The sequence below is a fragment of the Flavobacterium sp. KH_035 genome, from assembly GCF_057839565.1.
In genome coordinates this window covers 2857245-2880868 of record NZ_CM174492.1, presented here as the reverse complement: position 1 = coordinate 2880868, position 23624 = coordinate 2857245, and the positions used below count along the sequence as shown (strand labels likewise).

Here is a 23624-nt window from a genome sequence, read left to right as displayed (position 1 = left end):
AAAAATCATCAAAATGGGCTTCAAAGAAGGTTTCACTATCGCGATGGAAGGTTTGGATGAAATTTTTGCTTCGAAATAAAAAAGTAACAATATTATGATTATTGAAAAATGCGGACAACGAAAGAGCTTCCAAATTTCTTTTTGAATAATAATAATAATAGGTTACTTACGGTTTCACGTACTATAATACCAGTTTCAAACCTTACATTTGCCGCCAAAAAAATATCACAACTTCTTAGTCAAGATTCATCTAAAAAAGATTACTAACTACCATTTAAAAAATTTAATTCTACTCAAAACCAATAATAAATAACAGCCCAAATTTTAATGAAAAAACAAATTTTATTTCTTGTATTAGCCTTTATAGTAACCCTAAACAGCTATTCTCAAGTCGCTTTTGAAAACGGTTACTTCATCAATCAAAACAATCAAAAGATAAATTGCTTAATCGAAAACCTGGATTGGAAAAGTACTCCAACCAATTTTAGATATCAATTACCTGAAAGCAAAGACATTCTTATTGCAGACCTAAAAACTGTAAAAGAATTTGCAATCACAGGACAAAGCAAATACATCAAAACTTTAGTAAAAATAGACCGCTCCTCAAGACAAATAGAAAGCATGAGTACGGATAAAAATCCGGATTTAAAAGAAGAAACACTCTTCTTAAAAGTACATATTGAAGGAAAAGCATCACTTTACTCCTATGGGGAAGGAAACTCAGGCCGTTTCTTTTATAAAATAGATAATTCAGAAATAAAACAACTTATTTACAAAACTTATCTGGTAAACGAAAACTCTTCAATTGCAAAAAACAATTACTTTAGAGAACAGCTTTTTATCGACCTAAAATGCGAAAACATTCTTCAAAGAGAATATGAAAATCTGGATTACACATACAATCAGCTGTTCAAATTTTTCATCAAGTATAACAAGTGCAGTGATACTCATTTTGTCGATTTTGAAACAAAAGAAAAAAAGGATTTGTTCAATTTAACCGTTAGACCACGATTAAACAATAGTGCATTATCAATAAGCAACCCGCCAATTGATTTCTATGATTTTAAATTTGATTCAAAAACAAATCCTAGTCTGGGTATTGAAGCAGAATTTATTTTGCCTTTTAATAAAAATAAATGGGCTATCATCGTAGAGCCAACTTATCAGTACTATAGTGGCGAAAAATCCAAACAAACCTCGAATTTGGTAGGTTCCGAAGTAGACGCAAAAGTAGATTATAAATCAATAGAGCTGCCTATAGGGATCAGGCATTACTTTTTTCTTAAAAATGATTTTAAAATCTTTGTAAATGCTTCATTATTGTTTGATTTTGGTTTAGACTCAAAAATAGAATTTACACGAAAAGACGGATCGAAAATTAGCACTTTGGATATTAAATCCGGTAATAGTGGAGCATTGGGGATTGGTGGAAAATTCCGTGACAAATACAGCATAGAATTCAGATACCAAACTAGTAAAAGTATCCTAAAAGACTATCTTTCATGGAACTCCTCATTCTCAACAACATCTGTGATCATAGGCTATTCTTTTTTCTAAAACATTTCAATAGTATTAAATGCTTTATAAATCCCTTTCATCAAATGATCAAAGGGATTTTTTTATAGTCGCTTTTTAAGAGTGTTCTCCTTCCTAATTAAGATTTTAGAATGCCATAAATTTGTATTTTTGTTCTATATAATTTTCCTGCTTCACTCCATAACATTTAACCCTAATGCTACTAAATACCACAATAATGAACAAATTTTTTATCCTTGCTCTTTTATTCCTTTCTACAACTTTTATCTTTTGTCAAACCAATAAAACAAAATCAACAGAAACCGGAAAACCATTTGTATTAGGTGTTATCGATGAAATTCAATCGAAGGAATTAGGAGAAAAAAGGATCTTGAATATTTATCTTCCGGAAGGTTACAAAGCAGAAGATGCAACAAAATATCCAGTAATTTATCTATTAGACGGCTCAGCTGATGAAGATTTTATTCATATCGCCGGCCTGGTACAGTTTAATAGTTTTGAATGGATCAATCAGGTTCCTAAATCAATTGTTGTGGGAATTGCGACTGTCGACAGAAGAAGAGACTTTACATTCCCGACAACTATCGAAAAAGATCAAAAAAGGTTTCCAACTTCTGGTCATTCTGATAAATTCATTTCTTTTATCGAAAAAGAATTACAGCCTTTTATCGAAAAAAAATACAAGACCAATGCTTCTAAAACCCTTATGGGACAATCATTGGGAGGATTAATAGGAACTGAAATTCTACTAACAAAACCGACACTTTTTAATAAATATGTTATTGTAAGTCCAAGTATTTGGTGGAATAATGGTTCCGTACTAAATCTCGAGAGCGCCATTTTTCAGGAAAATTTCAGTCCACAGACAGATATTTATATTGCGGTCGGAAAAGAAGGACTTACACCAACAGAAATTCCCAGAGTAATGGAAGTAGATGCCAATTTACTGGCTGAAAAAATTAAAGCTTCAAAAAGCAAAAACATAAAAGTCTATTTTGACTATCTCCCACTAGAAAATCATGCTACTATTTTGCATCCCGCAGCTTCTAATTCGTTTCGTTTTTTCTATCCTATAAAAGAGAAAGAATAAAAACCGAATATAGCATGACCAAAAAAAAAAAATTTTACTAATGAAAAATAAAGACGAAAATAAATTAGACAATCCGGTTTGGCATTCCTTATCCGAAAGTCATTCCGCATTTGCCCTTGATTATGATGGTACTAAATTTTACGATCCGGAGTATTGTCCGTTTGGAGGTTTTATAAAATGGGAAAGTACTTTAAAAGCCGGAAAACAATATGCTGCTTTAACGGATTCTTTTTTTATAGTGGGTGAAAAACCTGAAATCCCAGATTCTTTAGAAATAACCAAAGAATTGGTTTGTCTGCAAATGGTTGTTCACGACAAAATTCAACTTACAGTCGATACTGAAATCGTCAAACTTACCGAAAATCATAATGCCGAATTACTACACTTAGTTAATTTAGTTCAGCCGGGGTATTTTAAAACCAAAACACCTTTATTAGGCAACTATTACGGAATTTTTAAAGGAAACCAATTGATCGCAGTCACAGGCGAACGCATGAAAATGAATGATTTTACAGAAGTCAGTGCCATTATCACACATCCTGATCACACTGGAAAAGGTTACGCCAAACAGTTGATTACACATGTTGTAAATCTAATTTTATACGAAAACAAAATTCCTTTTTTACATGTTGTCGAAAGTAATATTGGCGCTATTGGCTTATATGAAAAACTAGGTTTTGCAACAAGAAGAAAAATCAGCTTTTGGAATATTTCCAAAAAACAGTAATTTTATATTGCTCCTAAATAGTAGTCTAAAAATCGTTTTGAACATCATAATCCTTAAGACATGACACCAAATAAACAAACTGTAACCGAATATATGGACGCTTTTAGAGTCAGCGATCATAAAAGAATTTTAGATTGTCTTACTGATGATGTCATTTGGGAAATGCCTGGAATTTATCAGCATATTGGTAAAGAAGCTTTTGACAAAGAAATTGAAAATGATAACTTTACAGGCAGTCCCACTATTCAAGTCATAAAATTGATTGAAGAAAATGATATCGTTATTGCCGAAGGTGCCGTTCAGGGAAACATGAAAAACGGCAATAAACTGGATGCCGTTTTCTGTGATGTTTTTGAAATGGAAAAAGGAAGAATTAAAAAACTTACTTCGTACCTGATGTCAAAAAATACAAGTTTAAAATTTGAGTAAATTAAACCGTAAAATTCTATCCCAGCCAGCCATCACGATCCAAACTTCTGTACTGAATCGCTTCGGCAATATGCTGTGAGATTACATTAGGTGCCGCCTCTAAATCGGCTATCGTTCGGGCTACTTTCAAAATTCTATCGTATGCCCGCGCAGAAAGATTCAATCGTTCCATGGCCGTTTTAAGCAACTCTTTTGACTGATCATCAAGAGCACAAAACTCCCGAATGAGTTTACTGCTCATTTGTGCATTGTAATGTACATTTTCCATCGTTTCAAAACGCTTGGTGCAAATTCCGGTTATATTGATCACCCCATTCCGTTTTAAAGTGAGCACCTTATTCCAGTTCAAAATGACCACCTAATTCCGGAGCAAAATGACCACCTCCGTTTTGATTAAAAACTATATTTTTTCATCTGTTAATTAGTATTCAAATATAATAAAATATCACTCTTTGTTTATTCCTCTTTTCTTTCTCATGGATTCTCCATGTAATTCAAGCCTATGAGATTGGTGTATAAGTCTGTCTAATATTGCATCGGCTATCGTTTTTTCTCCAATTATATCATACCAGCCTTGAACCGGGATTTGTGATGTCACGATTATAGAGCCGTTATTATGCCTGTCTTCTATGATCTCCAAAAGAGTAATTCGGTTATGGCTGTCAAGTGCCTGGAGTCCAAAATCATCAAGTATGATAACATCCTGTCTTTGTATTTTGGTAAGTTCCCGCAGATAAGTGCCATCTGCTTTAGCCATTTTTAGTCTAGCAAACAATTTTGAGGTATTAAAACAACTTACCTTAAAACCCTGTATACAAGCTTGATAACCTAATGCGGTACCTAAATAACTTTTACCGACACCGGTGCTTCCAGTGATTAAAATGTTTTCATTTTTCTCTATAAATTCGCATTCTGCCAGACGCAGTACCATGTTTCTGTCCAGATTACGTGATACATCAAAATTGATACTTTCAATATTTGATTTGTAATGGAATTTGGCATTAGTGATACTTCGTTCAATACGACGATTGTACCTTTCATCCCATTCTGCATCAATAATCATCGATACAAACTGGTCAAGGGTATAATGATCTGTTTTTCCGCTTTCAATGGCTGTTTTAAAAGCATTAAACATGCCATAAAGCTTCATTTGTTTCATTTTGGTTACTGTGGATTCATTCATTTTTTCAAGATTTAATTTAGTTATAATAGTGTTTTCCTCTTATATTACTGTGATCGGGAAGTTCTTGCTCAGGTTCTTGATCAAAATCAATATGATCCAAGTTGTTTTCTAAAATATTTTGTATGGTCTTAAAATTGTAAATTTTAAAATCAAGTGCCCGCCTGCAGGCATTTATTAATCGCTGTCTGCCTACCTTTTTTTCAAAATTCAGTATTCCTAAACAACTTTTATAAGCCTGTTCTGGATGATTTCTGCTTTCGATTATCTGTATTATATATTCTCCCACTGACTCATCAATATTATTAGCCCATTCAATGAAGCGGGCAGCACTCCATTGGGCTACAAATTGATGTGTACTGGCTAAATGCTCAGGGGTTGTTGTATAGACATAAGGTTTGTAGTTTCTTGGATGTACAGCTATTCGATTGTATTTAAAATAAATCTCTACCGTTGATTTGGTATATAACAGCTTTGCTTTCTTTTTTACATATTGATACGGAACGCTGTAATAGTTTTTGTCCTGGCTTAATTGAACATGACCGTTTTGCATTACTGTTGCAAAAGATTGGTATTTAATTTCAAAACGATCTTGTGGCAGTGGACGCAGTTTTTCTTTCTCGTCTTCTAAAAATAATTCAAAGCGGGAATAAGGGCGTCCTGTTAGTTTTCTGTTATTATGAGAGTCAAGTAAATCCCAGATCTGCTGATTTAATTCTTCCAGAGAAAAGAATTTGGTTTCTTTTATGGTTACATAAATCCTTCGATATAATATCTTAACAGCTCCTTCAACTAATGATTTGTCTCTGGGCCTGTAAGCTCTGGCAGGTAAAATTGTAGTTTCGTAATGTTCTGCTAAATCAGCCAGGGTTTCATTGATTGTCGGTTCAAAACGACTGCTTTTTATTACTGCAGATTTTAAATTATCCGGAACAATGGCAGCAGGAGTACCTTCAAAAAAGCGCATGGCATTCTCTACTGAGTCAACAAAGTTTTCCTTTTGCTGGCTCATGGAAGCTTCAGCATACGTGTATTGGCTAGCGCCTAATATTGCTACAAAAAATTGTACTTCTTTGACTTCTCCGGTATCTATATCAATAATTGAGAGTGTCTTTCCGGCATAATCAACATACATTTTATCACCAGCCTTATGGTTCATATGCATGACCGGATTGACTCGCTTGCCCCATATATTGTAATGATAATGAAATTGTGAAGTTCGATAACCATCAGGATTTACAGCAATATATTGTTCCCACATATGCTGTACGGTAACGCCAACTTTTTTTAGTTCACGTTCCATTTTAGGAAAAAAATCATAAAGTGTCTGTAATCTCGGGCTAATGGCCTCTACACTAGTCTGGGAGAATAAAAGTTCCAGCTCTGCATCGGTTTTTTGGTCGATTAATTCTAAGCTTAATCCGAGAACTTCAAATAAGGAAATATATTTCTTTACCGTATTTCTTGAAAGGGATAAGTAGCTACTTATAAATAACTTACTCTTTCCATTACAATAGAATTTAATTACTTTTCTAATTTTACTCATGTCTGTTATTTTGTTTGCCATAATCCGTATATTTTTAACGAATGTATGGTTCTAACAACATGAAAAAATGAATAGTTTTTAATCGTTAATTAACCACAAAACCTGGTGGTCAATTTGCTCCGGAATCAGGTGGTCAGTTTGCTCCGGAACGGGTGGTCAATTTACTCCGGAATTAGGTGGTCAAATTGACCGGTTTTTCCAGCTTTTATTGCAATAGGAAGTGCTCCCCTAATTGGCTGTAAACTTCCGTCTAAAGAAAGTTCTCCCATAATAATGTATCTTTCAATCTCAGGCGCTTTTAGCTGATCTGAAGCCACCAAAATCCCCATCGCCAAAGTTAAATCATACGCAGAACCTTCTTTTCGCAGGTCAGCGGGAGCCATATTAATTGTTATTTTTTTACCCGGAAAATTTAATCCATTGTTCTTAAGCGCAGCGGCGATTCGATAGCTGCTTTCCTTTATCGCATTATCTGGCAACCCAACTAAGTGATAACCAATTCCTTTATCCATATGTACCTCTACTGTAATTGTAGTTGCTTCTACTCCAAAAACGGCACTTCCGTAAACTTTTACTAGCATAATTCCTATTCATTAAATGTTTCTAAATCTAATGAAAATCTTTTATATTTAATAGTTAAAATAGCACAAAATAATGTTTTAATAATTCAGAAAAATCACTTTTAAAAACTCCTAAAAACCAAAAAGGCTTCAACCAATTAGAACAAAACCAGTATTTATGCTTACCTTGCGAAAATATCATCGCATATCGGTCGATAATTTCGATTTCTAATTCATGGAATCTTACTGCAATTGATTTTGCATCTGTAAAAGGGCTGAAAATTCACTATCAGCATAAATAATCTAAAATTTTAACAATGGAATTTAAAGTAATTAATTCGGTTTCCGGATACGACGACACTTGCACACCAACAATAATTGCCCATTTTTTACATACTCATTTAGAGCAATATGGAGACAAAACAGAAGATATTCTCAAAGCCATCGCCTATGTAATGAATCCGGACAAAGGCGGAAATATTATAATTGGCTTAGACAATAAAAAAATTATCGGTGCCGTGGTTTTAAACAATACCGGAATGAAAGATTATATCCCTGAAAACATATTGGTTTACATCGCCGTAGATCATTCTGAAAGAGGAAAAGGATACGGAAAAAGAATAATGGATAAAGCAATTTCTATTGCAGAAGGAAACATTGCGCTTCATGTTGAGCCAGACAATCCGGCCAAAGCACTGTATGAAAAACTGGGATTTACAAACAAATATCTTGAAATGCGCCTAATCAAATAAACGCAAAATAATTAATTCAATAAAAACAAAGCCTAATGGCATTCCTAAAATTATATCGAAAGAAACTAAAAGAAAACTACGATTTCCTAAACTCAATTTTTGAATCGAAAAACATTCAATGGGGAGTTGTGTCCAAGCTTTTATGCGGAAACAAATTGTACCTGAAAGAAATTATTTCATTAGGAGTTAAACAAATACATGATTCTCGGGTCAGTAATTTAAAAAAAATAAAGGCATTGGACCCAACCATCCAAACCGTTTATATAAAACCACCTGCCAAAAGGAGTATTTCAAACATTGTAAAGTATGCTGATGTAAGTTTTAATACCGAGATTTACACCATAAAGATGCTTTCTGAAGAAGCAAAAAAACAAAATACAGTCCATAAAATCATCATTATGATTGAAATGGGAGATCTCAGAGAAGGTGTCATGGGCGAAGATCTTATCGAATTTTATGGTACAATTTTAAGTTTGCCTAACATAGAAATTCTTGGAATTGGCACAAACTTAAATTGTCTGAGCGGAGTCATGCCTACTCAGGACAAACTCATACAATTAAGTTTGTACAAACAGCTAATTGAAGCCAAATTCAATATTGCCATTCCGTGGGTCTCCGGCGGCACTTCTGTTGCCATTCCACTACTACTTAAAAATGCCCGCCCGATGGAGGTCAATCATTTTAGAATTGGTGAGGCTCTCTTTTTTGGAAAAGATCTGTTTACCGGAGAAACAATAAAGGGCATGCATAGTGATGTCTTTAAATTATTTGCTGAAATTATCGAAATAACGGAGAAACCAGACATTCCAACAGGTGAACTAGGCGAAAATGTAGCCGGTAATACTTTCTCTATGCAAGAAACCGAAGATTTTGGCGGAACCTCGTTGAGAGCAATTTTAGATATTGGATTACTGGATATGCAACCACAGTATCTGGAAGCAGTAGACAAAGAAATTACGATTGTCGATGCCAGTTCGGATATGCTGGTAATTGACATTTCGAGTTCAACACAAAAATATAAAGTTGGGGACCTGGTTTCTTTTCATATTCAATATATGGGAGCCTTGTATTTGTTGAGTTCTAATTATATCGAAAAGAATATCGAATAAAAAAGGATCACTTTAATCTTTTAATTCCCGCAATATAATTCAGGAAGTCAGATCTCTCTTCTAAATCATAATCTGCATTAGAGAAAAACCAATAAAACAAGATTTCAAAATAAACATTTCCTTAAAAATACTTATTGTAGAAATATTTTTCTCATAATTTATCATAAAACTTTAAATTAGCGTTATTATATAAAAATCCAAAAGCAATATGAAGTATCTCTTTAAACCTTTTCAATACAAGATTTTTATTTTTAGCAACAAACTCATTTGTTCTCTGATTCTATCCTGCCTTATTATATCAAGCGTAAGTGGTCAGCAAAAAAAAATAACCGAGAAATTTAAAAAGGAAACTATTTTAAAAATAGATTCCCTTACACAAAAAGAATACATCTTTCCTGAAAAGGCAAAACAGATGGGCGCTCATTTAAAAAAGGCTTATACAGAAAATAAATTCAAAAAATATGATTTACTGGATTCTTTCGCTATAGCCTTAACAAAAGAAATTAGGTTTATCAACAATGACAAGCATCTCAGAGTTAGACCCAAATTTGTTCCTGAAAAAGACAAAGCAAATTCGACTAAAGATTCGTACGAAGTTTACCTTCATAATTTTACCGACAATCGAAAACTAGCCAATGGTTTTAAAGAAGTTAAGATAATTGACGGCAATATTGGATATCTTAAATTTAACTATTTCATAGAAGAGACCGAACAAACTATCGACTCTTATATGGAATTATTATCTAAAACAGATGCCATAATTGTTGATTTAAGAACCAACGGAGGTGGAAGTCCGAAGACTGTTCAGTACTTGTGCAGTTATTTCTTTAAACAACCATTATTGTTAAATACCTTATATTTTAGAAAAGGCAACTTTACCGAAGAATTTAAGGTTATAGAAGTGAGTGGTAAAAAAAGAACCGATGTTCCATTATTTATTATCACAGGTGCCAGAACTTTTTCGGGAGCAGAAGAATTCAGTTATAATATGCAAACTCAAAAAAGAGCAACCTTAGTTGGTGAAGTAACCGGTGGTGGTGCCAATCCGGGTGACATTTTTGAAGTGAACAGTCTCTTAGAAATATTTATTCCAACCGGAACAGCAATAAATCCAATTACCAAAACAAACTGGGAAGGAATTGGAGTAATCCCGGAATATAAAACAGCTAAAGATTCGGCATATAACAAAACAATAGAATTAGCCGCAAAAGCTGCTGAAGGCTATCGAAACAAAATTGCAGCTGAATCAAAAAAACTTTATATCGAACTGCAATCAGTTATCGATCAACAAACGAAGCCTCTTAACGAAGCTGATTCGGCTCAGATGGACCAGCAAATCCTGTCAGTTGTCAAAAAACTCAGCGAATCTGACTTGTTTTCAGAAGACGACCTTGCGACGTTATCGTCTGATTACACTAAGACAAAACCATTTATTGCAGAGTCCATTTTAAAAAGCAATACCGAATTACACCCAAAATCTCCGATAGCATTTTTAAAATATGGTGATCTTCTGGAACAAAACGGAAAAAAAGATCAAGCAGTGGTAGTCTTAAAAAAAGCAGTAGAAATTGCAACAGAAATCAAAGCCCCTTATCTGGAAGGCTTAAAAAGCCGTTATGAGAAGATTTTAAAATAAAAAGCAGCACTAAACAGCACTCAAAAACAATATAAAACATCAAAAGCAGGAAAATTACTAAATCGTTTTTGGAACTTAACGTGGTATATAAAAAATTAATTTTAATTAAAACTTGCTTAAATATTAATATTTCCTATTTTTAATGAAAATTTTATTAATTATCCATGAAAAGAAAACTACTACTACTGTTTTTGAGTGTTTTTTTAACAAAAACGTACGCTCAAGATTACTTTCCTGTAAATGAAAGTGTCCACAACAAGAACAACAATTACACTGTTTTTACCAATGCCACGATTTATGTGACTCCAACACAAAAAATCGAAAAAGGAACTTTACTAATTCAGGATGGAAAAGTGGTTGCTGTTGGAAACAACATCACCATTCCTAAAAATAGCATTGCGATTGATCTTGCAGGAAAAACAATTTATCCTTCGTTTATTGATATCTACACCAGTTTTGGGGTTGAAAAACCTAAAAGTCCTTCTGGACGTGGACGTGATCGCAGTCCTTTATACGATACAAAAAAAGTGGGATACTACTGGAACGAAAGCATTCTCCCTGAAGTAAATACTTATGAGACTTTTAAATACGATCAGCCTAAAGCTGAAGAATTACTAAAAGCTGGTTTTGGAGTAGTTGGAACACATATTGCTGACGGAGTTGCTCAGGGAACCGGAATCCTGGTAGCACTGAACAATACCGAAAACAGCAAACAAATTATTGCTAATAAGGTGACCAACCATTTTGCTTTTACAAGAAGCGCCTTAACCAATCAGGCTTATCCAAGTTCTTTGATGGGTATGACAGCCTTATTACGTCAGATGTATCTGGACTTAGACTGGTACAAAAAAGGAAATTCAGAAACTAAAGATTTATCATTGGAAGCATTAGCAGACAATGAAAAACTGGTTCAGATTTTTGCTACAGAAGACAAACTAAACAGCTTAAGAGCAGCGAAAATTGCTAAAGAATTTGGACTGAACTATGTGCTCAAAGGCAGTGGTAATGAGTTTGAAAGAATTGAAGAAATAAAAGCTACTAATGCAAAATATATCATTCCAATCAGCTTCCCTGAAGCGTATGATGTTTCTAACCCATATTTATCCAATCAAATCGAATTGGCCGACATGCGTTTCTGGAATCAGGCACCTACAAACCTAAAAGTGCTTTCGGACAACGGAGTTGTTTTTGCCTTAACCACAGACAAATTAAAAAAGACCGAAGACTTTAAAACTAATTTATTAAAAGCTATTAAATATGGTTTTGATAAAACAAAAGCTCTAGAAGCCCTAACCACAGTTCCTGCTGCTATACTAGGGAAAAGTAATGAAGTAGGAAGTTTAAAAACAGGTGCTTTTGCCAATTTCATTATTACTTCAGGTGAAATCTTTGACGAAAAAACCGTTTTGTATGAAAACTGGGTACAGGGAACCAAATATGTCGTTAATGATGTTAATGCAAAAGATATTCGTGGTAACTACGACTTAACTGTTGGAAAAGATACCTATAAATGGAAAATTGAAGGAACAGTTGATGCTCCAAAATCTGAAATTACAACTGCAGATACCAAAAAAGTAAGCAGCACTTTTGCCGTTTCTAAAAACTGGATCACCCTTTTAATTAAACCTGCAGATTCAATCAGATCTAACTTTACACGTTTAACCGGATTAATCGAAAAACCAGAAAACTTATCCGGAAAAGCAGTTTTAGCGAATGGTACTGAATTGTTTTGGACAGCTACAAAAACAAGCCCGTTTGTAGTAGTTAAAGATTCTACTAAAGTTGAAAAACTAAATCCGATTATCCCGACAACTTACCCAAATATTGCTTTTGGTGACTCAAAAAAATTAACTGCTCAAACTTTATTATTCAAAAATGCTACAGTTTGGACAAACGAAAAAGAAGGTATACTAACAGAAACTGACGTTTTAATTAAAAACGGAAAAATTGCTGCTGTAGGTAAAAACCTTTCAGATGCTTCAGCTACAGTTATTGATGCAAAAGGAAAACACATCACCAGTGGAATTATCGACGAACATTCACACATCGCGATTTCAAAAGGTGTAAACGAAATGGGGCACAACTCTACTGCCGAAGTTACCATTCAGGATGTCGTAAACTCTGAAGACATTAATATCTACAGAGACTTAGCCGGAGGTGTAACCACTTCACAATTATTACACGGATCTGCAAACCCAATCGGTGGGCGTTCTGCAATTGTAAAATGGAAATGGGGATCTTCTCCAGACGAAATGTTATACAAAAACCAACCAAAGTTTATCAAATTTGCTTTAGGAGAAAATGTAAAACAAGCCAATTGGGGAATTGATAACCCTACTCGTTTTCCACAAACCAGAATGGGAGTTGAACAGGTTTTTACAGACTATTTTCAACGTGCAAAAGAATACGATGAAAGCTGGAAAAAATTCAACGCCGGTTCTAAAAAAGGAAAAGCACCTAGAGTTGATTTAGAAATGCAAACGATAGCTGAAATCCTCAACAAAGAACGTTTTATTACTTGTCACTCTTATGTAGAATCTGAGATCTTAATGTTGATGAATGTTACAGAGAAATTCAATTTCAAAGTAAACACTTTTACGCACATTCTTGAAGGTTATAAAGTTGCCGATAAAATGAAACAACACGGTGTTGGAGCATCTACCTTCTCTGACTGGTGGGCTTACAAATTTGAAGTAAACGATGCAATTCCGTTCAACGGTCCAATTATGCACAACGAAGGATTAGTTGTTGCTTACAACTCAGATGATGCCGAAATGTCAAGAAGATTAAATCAGGAAGCTGCGAAAGCAGTGAAATACGGAAATATTTCTGAAGAAGAAGCCTGGAAATTTGTAACCCTCAACCCAGCTAAATTATTACATATCGACGATAAAGTAGGAAGTGTAAAAGTTGGTAAAGATGCAGATGTTGTATTGTGGAGCGAAAACCCACTGTCTATCTATGCTAAAGTCGAAAAAACAATGATTGAGGGTGTAGTATATTTTGATACTGAAAAGGATGCCGAAAAACAATTGGCTATTTCAAAAGAAAGAAGTTTACTTATTGGACAAATGTTGCAGGAAAAAAACAAAGGTATGAGCACGCAACAGCCAACCAAAAAAGAGAAGAAAGAATATCACTGTGATACTTTAGAACAATAATAACGGCTTTATAAAATTCATAAAGATAAAAACAGATAACATGATCAATAAAAACATATATATCACTTTGCTGGCCTTTTGCGCCTCATTACAAATAAAAGCGCAGCAAATACCGGCACCCCAACAAACCAAATCGGTTTTGATATTAAATGCCACTGCCCATTTAGGTAATGGCAGTGTGATTCAAAACAGTGCCGTTGGATTTAAAGACGGAAAAATAACTCTGGTGGCCGACGCAACAACCGTAAGACTTGCCGCCGATGCATACGACACCACTATTGACGCCAGCGGAAAACACATTTACCCGGGATTTATAGTTGCAAACACAACATTAGGTCTGGTAGAAATTGACGCTGTAAAATCATCAGACGATCAGGAAGAAATTGGAACTTTTAATCCAAATGTAAGAAGTATCATTGCTTACAACTCTGAATCAAAAGTAGTCGAAACTGTTCGTCCAAATGGTATTTTAATTGCGCAGATAACACCTCGTGGAGGTCGAATTTCAGGAACATCTTCTGTTGTACAGCTAGATGCCTGGAGTTGGAAAGATGCCATTATAAAAGAGAATGACGGAATTCATCTTGACTTCCCTTCTAATTTTAGAAGATCAGGGTCATGGTTTGAGCCTGGGATTATTGAAGCCAACAAAGATTATCCAAAACAGGTTGAAGAAATTGCCGCTTTTTGGGGCAATGCAAAAGCTTACAATCAGGCTGCTTCAAAAGAAAGAAACATCATTTTTGAAGCTACAAAAGGGCTTTTTGACGGAACTCAAACGCTTTACGTACACGCAGATGAAGAAAAACAAATCGTTGATGCAATTCAGTTAGCAGTTAACAATCAGATCAAGAAAATAGTTATTGTGGGTGGATTTGAAGCTTATAAAGCTGCCGATGTATTGCAAAAATACAATGTTGGTGTATTCTTAAGACGAGTTCACGACATGCCTTCAAGTGATGATGAAGACGTAAATCTTCCTTACAAAATGGCAAAAATACTTACCGATAAAGGTATTGTCGTAGGACTTGAAAACAGTGGTGATCACGAACGTATGAGCGTACGTAACCTTCCATTCTTAGCAGGAACTTGTGCCGCATTTGGTTTAGATAAAGAAAAAGCATTACAGCTTATCACTTCAAATACTGCAAAATTATTAGGCATTGATGATACTTGTGGTACATTGGAAACAGGTAAAGATGCTACTTTATTTATCTCTGAAGGTGATGCGTTGGACATGAGAACCAATAAATTAACGACCGCTTTCATTCAGGGAAGAAAAATTAATTTAGAAACTTTCCAGACGAAGCTGAATGATAAATTCAAAGCAAAATTCAATCAGAAATAAGCAATAGTTTTTTAAAACAAAAGGCATCATTTGAAAATTCATCTGATGCCTTTTTTATTTATAATTCAAAACGTTTCAGTTAATTGCCTTTTTTTTTAGATCAAAAGATTCTTAAAACAGGAATTCTACCTCTCTTTCTCCTCTCCACAGCCAGCCAAATGCCTCACAATTGAAATTCCGCATTACCAAATTGTAAATTTTTGATTATTTTATACAGATACACATAAAATACATAGGTATAAATTTAAAAATTAATAAAAATAAAACACTTAACCCTATTTTTTACAGGGGTCTTGATTGATTTTATATTTTTATAAAAAATTTAAAACTAAATAACTATGCGAAAAATTATTTTAAGTGTGATTCTTATCACGATTTTGGTACTAACCTTTTTGTCCAACTTCATCCTAACTGAGAACCCAATTCCGGTAGAAGCTGTAAAGTTTGATACTGGAGATACAGCCTGGATGATCGTAGCAACTGCTTTTGTTTTGCTTATGACACCGGGATTAGGATTTTTCTACGGAGGAATGGTAGGTAAGAAAAATGTTATTAGTACTATGTTGCAAAGTTTTATGGCAATGGTAATTGTTACTATTTTATGGGTTATTGTGGCATTCGGATTAGCATTTGGTCCTACCATTGGCGGAATCATTGGAGATCCAACTTCAAATCTATTCTTTCAGGGTGTAGGTACTTCAACTGCCTGGAGCCTTGCGCCAACAATACCATTTATGTTATTCGCATTATTTCAGGCCAAATTCGCCATTATTACACCTGCATTAATCACTGGTGCATTTGCAGAACGTGTGCGTTTTTGGGCGTATTTATTATTCATGGTTTTATTCATTATCTTCATATACTCTCCTCTAGCACACATGACTTGGCATCCTGATGGAGTATTCTTTAAAATGGGAGTATTAGACTTCGCCGGAGGAACTGTAGTTCACATGAGTGCCGGATGGGCTGCCTTAGCCGGAGCCATATTCTTAGGAAAAAGAAAACTTCAAAAAGTAAATCCTGCCAGAATTACTTATGTTTTATTAGGAACAGGTTTACTATGGTTTGGATGGTTTGGTTTCAATGCAGGTTCTGCATTAGGAGCTAACGGACTTGCTGTTCAAGCCCTGGGAACGACAACGGTTGCTGCCGCAGCTGCTGCCATGGCATGGGTTTTTCTTGATAAAATTCTAGGACACAAATTATCCGCTCTTGGTGCCTGTATTGGTGCAGTTGTTGGTTTGGTCGCCATTACTCCTGCCGCAGGTTTCGTAAGCATCTCTCACGCTATTTTCATCGGAGCATTCTCTGCTATAGTAAGTAACCTTGTCGTAAGTAAATTCCCTAAAGGAAAAATCGATGATGCTTTAGACGTTTTCGCCTGTCATGGTGTTGGCGGTATGGTCGGAATGCTGTTAACCGGTGTTTTCGCTTCAAAAGCAATCAACCCGGCCGTTGGAGACAATCAGGGTCTGATTTTTGGAACACCAACATTATTCATCAATCAACTAACGGCTTTGGTAATCGTTTCTATCTTCGCTTTTGTAGGTTCATATATTTTATTCTTTATCGTAAATAAAATTACACCACTAAGAGTCACTGAAGAAAAAGAAGAATTAGGACTAGATATTTCTCAACACGGAGAATTCTTATAAGACAAAATTTCCGCCTTTGCCCATAAAAAATCCCTCTAAGCTTTACTTTAGAGGGATTTTTGTTTTGAATTAACTTCACCTTTGCTTATTGTAGATCTTAGATTCAAAATCACCTACTCTATACTCTGTAATCTATATTCTTTAATCTTTACTCTCCAAAAAAACTACTTAAAATTCGAGATTCCTTCTCTCAGCCATTGCAGGTATTCTTCGGCACTTACGTAACTGATCGTCGGTTTTGAACTGTTTAAATTCTTCCCTTCCAAATCTGTTATCACGTATAACGGCTGTGTATTAGTTTTATACTTTGAGATCATAAAATCAGTCCATTTATCTCCAACGGTTTCGATTTTATCTCCTTTTGCTGTAACATACTGTTCTTCTTTTGGCAGATCACGTTTATCATCAACATAAAGAGAAATCAAGACTACATCATTTTTCAAGATTGGCAAAATCATTGGTTCTGACCATACATTATTTTCCATTTTTCTGCAATTCACACAAGCATAGCCTGTAAAATCCAGCATAATAGGTTTATTGATTGATTTTGCATAAGCTAAGCCATCTTCATAATCATGAAAAACCATGATACCATGAGGTCCTAGCTCCGCTCCAATTGGCATGCCTGCAACAGACTCTGTACTGTTGCCCCCCGAATTTGAAGATCCTCCTACCCCAAACGGGCTTTCACTATACTGTGGAGGTGGTGGAAATGCACTAATTAATTTTAAAGGCGCACCCCAAAGTCCCGGAATTAAATACACTGTAAATACCAATGTAAGTAATCCTAAATACAGTCTTCCAACTGAAATATGATTCAACGGACTATCGTGCGGTAATGTAATTTTTCCGAATAAATATAACGTCAGAGCAGCAAAAATTGCGATCCAGATTGCGATGAAAACTTCTCTTTCCAAAAAGTGCAACTGAAGAACTAAATCAGCATTTGATAAAAATTTAAAAGCCAAAGCCAATTCTAAGAATCCTAAAACTACTTTCACAGTATTTAACCAGCCACCTGATTTTGGTAATGAATTTAACCAGCCCGGGAACATCGCGAATAACATAAATGGCAATGCCAATGCTAATGAGAATCCTAACATTCCAACAATTGGAGCAATTCCGCCGTTCGAAGCAGCTTCTACCAATAAGGTTCCAACAATAGGTCCTGTACATGAAAACGACACAATAGCCAAAGCCAAAGCCATAAACAATATACCAATTAGCCCGCCTCTGTCTGCCTGCTGATCTGCTTTATTAGCCCATGAATTAGGCAACATAATTTCGAAAGCTCCCAAAAATGAAGTAGCAAAAACAATCAGTATTACAAAGAAAATTAGATTAAACCACACGTCTGTAGATAATGCATTCAGTGCATCTGCACCAAAAATCTTGGTAACAATCAGACCTAATATTACATAAATAGCGATAATAGAAAATCCATAGATAATAGCATTTCTTATTCCTTTTGCCCTACTCTTACTTTGTTTGGTAAAGAAACTTACAGTCATTGGAATCATCGGGAAAACACAAGGAGTCAGCAAAGCTGCAAATCCGGAGATAAATGCAATAAAAAAGATAGACCATAAACTTCTTGATGGCGTAGTTTTCTGTACATTATCTACAACTTCAGCTGTTGCGTTATCAATTTTCTTAAGTTCTAGTTTTTCCGAAACAGTTGCTTTGCTTACTGTATCAACTGCTATCCCGACAACTTTTGTTTCGTCTAATTTAGATTCAGATACCGCCGCAACAGCATCCATTTTAAAATTTGACGGAATTGCAATCGAGAATTTTTTACTTGAATTGATACAAACTTCTTTACAAACCTGAAAGTCAAAATCAACATCAACCGTTTTTAGATTTGGATTGATAATGGTGATTTCCTGCTCGATATGCGCTTTACCCTCAAAGAAAGTTTCATTTACTCCAAAGACATCATTAAAAGCAGTTTTGGTTTTTCCTTCTTTGGCTTTTCCAACCAAATTATAATTTCCCTTTTGATTTTTAAAAGTAATCTCCAAAGCAAGCGGCCCACCTTCCGGCGTAAATTGCGAATACATGTGCCAGTCTTTTTCAATCGTTCCGTCAAAAATCAAAACGGCATTATTTCCGGCTCTTTTTTCAATTTTAGAAGTCCATTTTACAGGTTCCAGAATTTGAGCATTCCCTTCTGCAAATGCAAAAAGAAGAAACAGCAAAAATACAATGGATTTATTCCAGACACTTTTCGACATCGTCGTTTGATGGTATTGATTAAGGTTCATTATAATAATTCTATTTTAATTATTTTGTTTGTTGTATTCTCAATTTTAAAATGTTCATCTTGTCTGATTCCTATCACCCATACAATTTGATTATCTGAGCATAAAATCCAAATCTTTTCCTTTTCAATCAGCGACAATTTTTCATCTTTAAAAAGTTTACTTACTTTTTTAGATTTTCCCTTCATTCCAAAAGGATGAAAAACATCCCCTTCCTCCCATTTACGTAAAATCAGCGGAAATCGGATTTTTTCAGCGTCCACAAATATAGCTTTATTTGAATCTATTGTAATGTCGTCTACCTGACAAAGCCTCAATTTTAAGGGAAAATTAACGTCTTGCTCTCCTTCATTAATTTCAAACACTTCCTGCTCCGATAATTCAGAAATTGGACTTAAAATCAAAGTGTCCCTGTTTTTCAACAATCGAAAATCAGCCGAAAACACCTGTTTTCCAGATTGTCCGTCTACCAAATCATAAACATCATTCCAAGCCAAAAAGCCAAATTCATTCAACCATTGGTACAGATACGATTTATAATTGGGAAGCTTTTTGAGCTGATTTAAATCAAAATGAATATCATCCCCCTCTTCTTTCGCTACTTGTTGGTAAATCATGATCGAAGCATCCTCAACCATTTCCTGCGATTCCTGCAGATAAGATTGTGTTTTCTGAAAAGCATTTAAAAAGTTCGGATTGATCTCCTTTAGTATTGGAACAAGATCATGACGGATTTTATTTCGAAGATATTTATTTGACGCATTACTGCTGTCTTCCCGCCATTGAATATTATTATTTTTCGCATATTCTAAAATCTCCTCTCTGGAAAAAGGCAAAAGCGGGCGAATAATTTTATCATTTTCTTCCGGAATCCCTATTAATCCTTCCAATCCGGTCCCACGAGTTAAATTGATAATGAAAGTTTCAAGATTATCATCGGCATGGTGCGCTGTTAGAATATAGTCAAAATTCTCGGTCTCTAAAAGTTCGTAAAACCAGCTGTAGCGTAATTCACGAGCCGCAACCTGAGTAGATAGCTTGTAATCTTTGGCAAAAGCTTCGGTATCAAATTGAGTACTGAAAATTGAAATAGCATTCTGATCGCAGTACTTTTGAATAAAATCCTGATCGCCAAAACTTTCTAATCCGCGAAGTTGAAAATTACAGTGCAAAACGGCAATCTTAATGGGCAATTGCTGAAACAAATGCAACAAAACCATACTGTCTAAACCTCCGCTTACCGCCAGAAACAGCCTTTTATCATCCAAAAATGGAAATCTTGAAGCGAGATGATTTTGAAATTTTGAAAGCATTTATAAATGTAAAAATTTAATTCTAATTATGGAGAAAGATTCTTTTATGTTTTAAAACTGTACGAATTTACATTATATTGTTTGTTTAAAAACGAAATTGTACGAATTTTATTCTTTTTTAACTTTTATAATGAATTCCTTGCCCCTCCAATCCCCTGGTCGTCATTACCTATTTCTACCGTAAAACTTCATGCATCGCTTTGGCTTTTAAGAGACACTCTTCGTACTCCCTTTCAGGTATGGATTGAGATGTAATAGCACTTCCAACCGAAAATGAAACATATTTATTCTCCTGATTGTACAGAATACTTCTTATTACGACATTAAAATCAAAATCTCCTTCGGGTGTAAAATAACCAACAGCACCGCTATACAAACCTCGTTTGGTTTCTTCCACTTTTTCAATAATCTTCATAACCGAAATTTTTGGAGCTCCTGTCATGCTTCCCATCGGAAAAGTAGTTCTTAAAACATCAATTGGAGAGTACTGCGGATCTAACTTTGAAGTGATGGTAGAAATCATCTGATGCACCTGCAAAAACGAATAAATTTTACAAAGTTCCACTACTTCAACAGAACCTTTTTGTGCAGTATGAGACAAATCATTTCGCACCAAATCGGTAATCATAATATTTTCAGCACGTTCTTTTGCATCAGATGCCAAAAACTGTTTTGACTTTTCGTCTTCGATTGAATCTGAAGATCGTTTTGAGGTTCCTTTTATCGGCTGGGAAATTAAAGTTTCTCCAACTTTTTTCAGATAGCGTTCCGGAGAAGCTGAAAGCAAATATTGTTTATGATTTTTAAAGAAAACCGAAAACGGAGCTTTTGATATTGCACTTAACTTCAGAAACTTTTCCAGCGGATTAATTTCGGCATTCTCAGCAAAAAACTCCATACAAAAATTAGCCTCATACATATCTCCGATATGGATATGTTCCAGCATTTTTGCAACTTTTTCGATGTACGCTTCTTTTAAAATACGTTGTTTGACTTCAATTCCGCTTAAAGTTTCGAAGCTGTCAAATTTACTTTGAACAATTTCTTCAAAATCCTCTTCAAGCTCATCATCGCAAAGCAGCAAGTATTGCATTTCAAGCTGATTTCCTCTTACTGTAAATATTTTTTTAGGTTGAAAGAAAAACAAATCCGGAAAATCCAAACCATCAAAATTAGACGATGTCAACTTTTCGACATCATTCTTTAAATCATAGGAAAGATATCCAAAAAGCCAGTCTTTAGTGGTCTGCTGATATTGTTTTAAATCTTCAAAGGCATTATGAAAATCTGTTTTTAAAGAGGTAAAAGCATCTACCGCCAATACAAAATCGAAACTGGAATATTCCTGTGGATAAGAATTACTATCCAAAAAAACAACCTCTCGAAATTGTTGTGACCAGCTTAAAAGCTGCTGTTTAAAATGCTCTGGATCTGAAATATTTTTATATGTGGTAACTCTCAAAAATAGGTGATTTTTAGGCCCCAAAATTACAACAAAAAAAATCCTTCAATAAAATAATACACAAAAAATATTGGCACACTTTTTAGTATATCGAATTAACAAGAATACCTAAACCTTTTCGCGCCTATTGATTCAAAAAACACATCTTAAAAAAAACAGACCCACTAAATTATTTACGAATCAAATTCTAAAACCTTTATGAAAACAATTGCAAACCTTGGATTAACTTCCTTAATGATTATCACTTTGTTCTTTTCCTGTAAAAAAGCCGATCCTGCTGCGGAAGCAGTAAACGCAGATTACAAAACGACAACAGACAGCACTGCAATCTCTTCATCGGCAGCAGTGGAGAAAAAAAACAGCACGCAAAAATTCATTCGAACTGCCGATATTAAATTTAAAGTTAAAAATGTCGTCAAATCTACTTATGCTATTGAAAATGCAACACAAAAATTTGGAGGATTTGTGACCTACACTAATTTGCAAAGCAACATTCACGATCAGATTAAAACTAAAATTAGTCAGGACAGTACACTCGAAACAACCAAATACACAGTCGAGAACAACATTACAATTCGCGTACCCAACACACAACTCGATACCGTTATTAAAACCATAGCCCGACAAATCGATTTTCTTGATTTTAGAGTTATCAAAGCCGATGATGTTTCTCTAAAATTACTAGCCAATCAGCTTTCACAAAAAAGAAGTGCGGTTACAGAGAAAAGAGTCGAAAAAGCAATTGATTCCAAAGGCAAAAAAATTAATGACGTTATGGAAGCCGAAAATGCACTGGCAAACCAAAAAGAAGAAAAAGACAATCGTGCCATTGAAAACTTATCTCTGCAGGACCAAATTAATTTCAGCACCATTACTTTACAACTCTATCAAAACGAAACAGTAAGGCAGGAAATAATGGCAAGTGAGAAAAACAGTAATGCTTACAAACCAAATCTGGGCATACAAATTATTGATTCTCTTAAAAACGGCTGGTATATCCTTGAAACGATCTTTGTTTTTATCATCAATTTATGGCCTTTTATTCTGATTAGTTTTGGCGGATTTTTCCTTTACAAAAAATACATTAAGAGATAAGAAAAGTGTTAATAAAACAGCAATTTCATAAGAAAAAATTCGTTATATTTGATATAGCATTCTATTTTTCCCAAAATAGAACAATAAAGACTGTAAAACTCTCAATCTAAAAGTCTTAAAAATTGTTTTTTAATTCATTTGAGAGTTCAGATTGTAACGTTTTCCAAAAATAAATTATACTTTTTTAAACCATTAAAAATCTTAAGTATTATGAAAATTGCTACCATTATTGTCCGTGTTTTAATTGGTCTTTTATTACTATTCGCCTCTCTTAGTTTTTTCTTTAAATTGGCTCCGGAACCGGAAACTACCGGTGATTTCAAAGCTTTTAATATGGGACTTGTTGCCTCAACTTATTTATTGCCTTTAGCAAAATCAATCGAGCTTCTTTGCGGAATTGCGTTTGTAACGGGACGTTATGTAACATTAGCCAATATACTGATCCTACCAATTACGGTAAACATTTTGTTCATTAATTATTTTCTGGCTCCTCAAGGTCTGCCACTTGCAGTATTGCTATTCCTTGCCAATTTATTTCTAATCTACAGATATTGGGATAATTACAAAAGTGTTTTCACCAGATAATTTATTTTCACTACACCTAAAAATAAACCCGACAAGCTTAATAGCCTGTCGGGTTTGTTATTTTAAAAGTATCCACACACTGTTACCTCAACTACAACCAATACGCCACGTAATCTCGAATCAATTGCAATCCTAATTTTAACTGGAATAAAAAGGACCAAAAAATGAAACCTTAA

General features: G+C 34.6%; 17 protein-coding genes and 2 pseudogenes. 12 read left to right on the top strand and 7 right to left on the bottom strand.

Annotation, left to right across the window (positions count from 1 at the left end; genetic code table 11):
* Positions 1-327: 327 nt before the first annotated feature.
* From AC3IS6_RS11760 to AC3IS6_RS11745, 4 genes are all read left to right on the top strand, one after another.
* Entirely contained in the window at positions 328-1557 is a 1230-nt protein-coding gene (locus AC3IS6_RS11760; protein ID WP_489159533.1) for a porin family protein, read from the top strand.
* Positions 1558-1753: 196 nt separating this feature from the next.
* A complete protein-coding gene (locus AC3IS6_RS11755; protein ID WP_489159532.1) occupies positions 1754-2626 on the top strand; it encodes an alpha/beta hydrolase in 873 nt (290 codons plus the stop codon).
* A gap of 40 nt (positions 2627-2666) precedes the next feature.
* On the top strand, positions 2667-3353 hold the full coding sequence (locus AC3IS6_RS11750) for a GNAT family N-acetyltransferase (protein WP_489159531.1): 687 nt from the start codon (positions 2667-2669) through the stop codon (positions 3351-3353).
* 60 nt (positions 3354-3413) lie between these two features.
* Positions 3414-3782 carry a nuclear transport factor 2 family protein gene (locus AC3IS6_RS11745; protein WP_489159530.1) on the top strand — a complete coding sequence of 123 codons (369 nt, stop codon included), beginning with the start codon at positions 3414-3416 and terminating at the stop codon, positions 3780-3782.
* 16 nt (positions 3783-3798) lie between these two features.
* Here AC3IS6_RS11745 and AC3IS6_RS11740 read toward each other — a convergent pair.
* The 4 genes and pseudogenes from AC3IS6_RS11740 to AC3IS6_RS11725 form a co-directional block, all read right to left on the bottom strand.
* Positions 3799-4101 (bottom strand): annotated as a pseudogene (locus AC3IS6_RS11740) (magnesium chelatase subunit ChlI family protein); the annotation flags it as partial.
* 126 nt (positions 4102-4227) lie between these two features.
* Positions 4228-4965 (bottom strand): IS21-like element helper ATPase IstB, encoded by a 738-nt coding sequence (istB, locus tag AC3IS6_RS11735; RefSeq protein WP_489159528.1) that lies wholly within the window; start codon positions 4963-4965, stop codon positions 4228-4230.
* 16 nt (positions 4966-4981) lie between these two features.
* Positions 4982-6529, bottom strand: a complete 1548-nt coding sequence (gene istA / locus AC3IS6_RS11730; protein WP_489159527.1) for an IS21 family transposase — start codon at positions 6527-6529, stop codon at positions 4982-4984.
* A gap of 143 nt (positions 6530-6672) precedes the next feature.
* Positions 6673-7089, bottom strand: a pseudogene (locus tag AC3IS6_RS11725) (magnesium chelatase domain-containing protein); the annotation flags it as partial.
* Between the two features lie 296 nt (positions 7090-7385).
* On the opposite strand from AC3IS6_RS11725, the gene AC3IS6_RS11720 reads away from it, so the two are divergent.
* The 6 genes from AC3IS6_RS11720 to AC3IS6_RS11695 all read left to right on the top strand — a co-directional run bounded on the left by AC3IS6_RS11720 (position 7386) and on the right by AC3IS6_RS11695 (position 16729).
* Positions 7386-7820: a GNAT family N-acetyltransferase gene (locus AC3IS6_RS11720; RefSeq protein WP_489159525.1), complete on the top strand. Its 435-nt coding sequence runs from the start codon at positions 7386-7388 to the stop codon at positions 7818-7820.
* 35 nt (positions 7821-7855) lie between these two features.
* Positions 7856-8929: an alanine/ornithine racemase family PLP-dependent enzyme gene (locus AC3IS6_RS11715; RefSeq protein WP_489159523.1), complete on the top strand. Its 1074-nt coding sequence runs from the start codon at positions 7856-7858 to the stop codon at positions 8927-8929.
* A gap of 412 nt (positions 8930-9341) precedes the next feature.
* Positions 9342-10565 (top strand): S41 family peptidase, encoded by a 1224-nt coding sequence (locus AC3IS6_RS11710; RefSeq protein WP_489159521.1) that lies wholly within the window; start codon positions 9342-9344, stop codon positions 10563-10565.
* 164 nt (positions 10566-10729) lie between these two features.
* Positions 10730-13726 carry an amidohydrolase family protein gene (locus AC3IS6_RS11705; RefSeq protein WP_489159519.1) on the top strand — a complete coding sequence of 999 codons (2997 nt, stop codon included), beginning with the start codon at positions 10730-10732 and terminating at the stop codon, positions 13724-13726.
* A 40-nt stretch (positions 13727-13766) separates the two neighbouring features.
* The gene (locus tag AC3IS6_RS11700; RefSeq protein ID WP_281922024.1) at positions 13767-15074 is read left to right on the top strand and encodes an amidohydrolase family protein; all 1308 of its coding nucleotides are present in this window, start codon (positions 13767-13769) and stop codon (positions 15072-15074) included.
* 338 nt (positions 15075-15412) lie between these two features.
* Positions 15413-16729 (top strand): ammonium transporter, encoded by a 1317-nt coding sequence (locus AC3IS6_RS11695; RefSeq protein ID WP_489159518.1) that lies wholly within the window; start codon positions 15413-15415, stop codon positions 16727-16729.
* A 164-nt stretch (positions 16730-16893) separates the two neighbouring features.
* Here the strand turns inward: AC3IS6_RS11695 and AC3IS6_RS11690 are convergent, their stop codons facing one another.
* The 3 genes from AC3IS6_RS11690 to AC3IS6_RS11680 all read right to left on the bottom strand — a co-directional run bounded on the left by AC3IS6_RS11690 (position 16894) and on the right by AC3IS6_RS11680 (position 21768).
* Positions 16894-18996: a protein-disulfide reductase DsbD family protein gene (locus AC3IS6_RS11690; RefSeq protein ID WP_489159516.1), complete on the bottom strand. Its 2103-nt coding sequence runs from the start codon at positions 18994-18996 to the stop codon at positions 16894-16896.
* On the bottom strand, positions 18996-20306 hold the full coding sequence (tilS, locus tag AC3IS6_RS11685; RefSeq protein WP_489159514.1) for a tRNA lysidine(34) synthetase TilS: 1311 nt from the start codon (positions 20304-20306) through the stop codon (positions 18996-18998). Before tilS ends, AC3IS6_RS11690 begins: the two co-directional genes overlap by 1 nt.
* Positions 20307-20481: 175 nt before the next feature.
* Positions 20482-21768, bottom strand: coding sequence for an anthranilate synthase component I family protein (locus AC3IS6_RS11680; protein ID WP_489159512.1), 1287 nt, complete (start codon positions 21766-21768; stop codon positions 20482-20484).
* Between the two features lie 198 nt (positions 21769-21966).
* Here AC3IS6_RS11680 and AC3IS6_RS11675 point away from each other — a divergent pair, with 198 nt between their 5' ends.
* Both AC3IS6_RS11675 and AC3IS6_RS11670 read left to right on the top strand, forming a co-directional pair.
* Positions 21967-22863: a DUF4349 domain-containing protein gene (locus AC3IS6_RS11675; RefSeq protein ID WP_489159511.1), complete on the top strand. Its 897-nt coding sequence runs from the start codon at positions 21967-21969 to the stop codon at positions 22861-22863.
* 210 nt (positions 22864-23073) lie between these two features.
* Positions 23074-23448, top strand: a complete 375-nt coding sequence (locus AC3IS6_RS11670) for a DoxX family membrane protein (protein WP_489159510.1) — start codon at positions 23074-23076, stop codon at positions 23446-23448.
* The last annotated feature ends 176 nt before the right edge of the window (positions 23449-23624 follow it).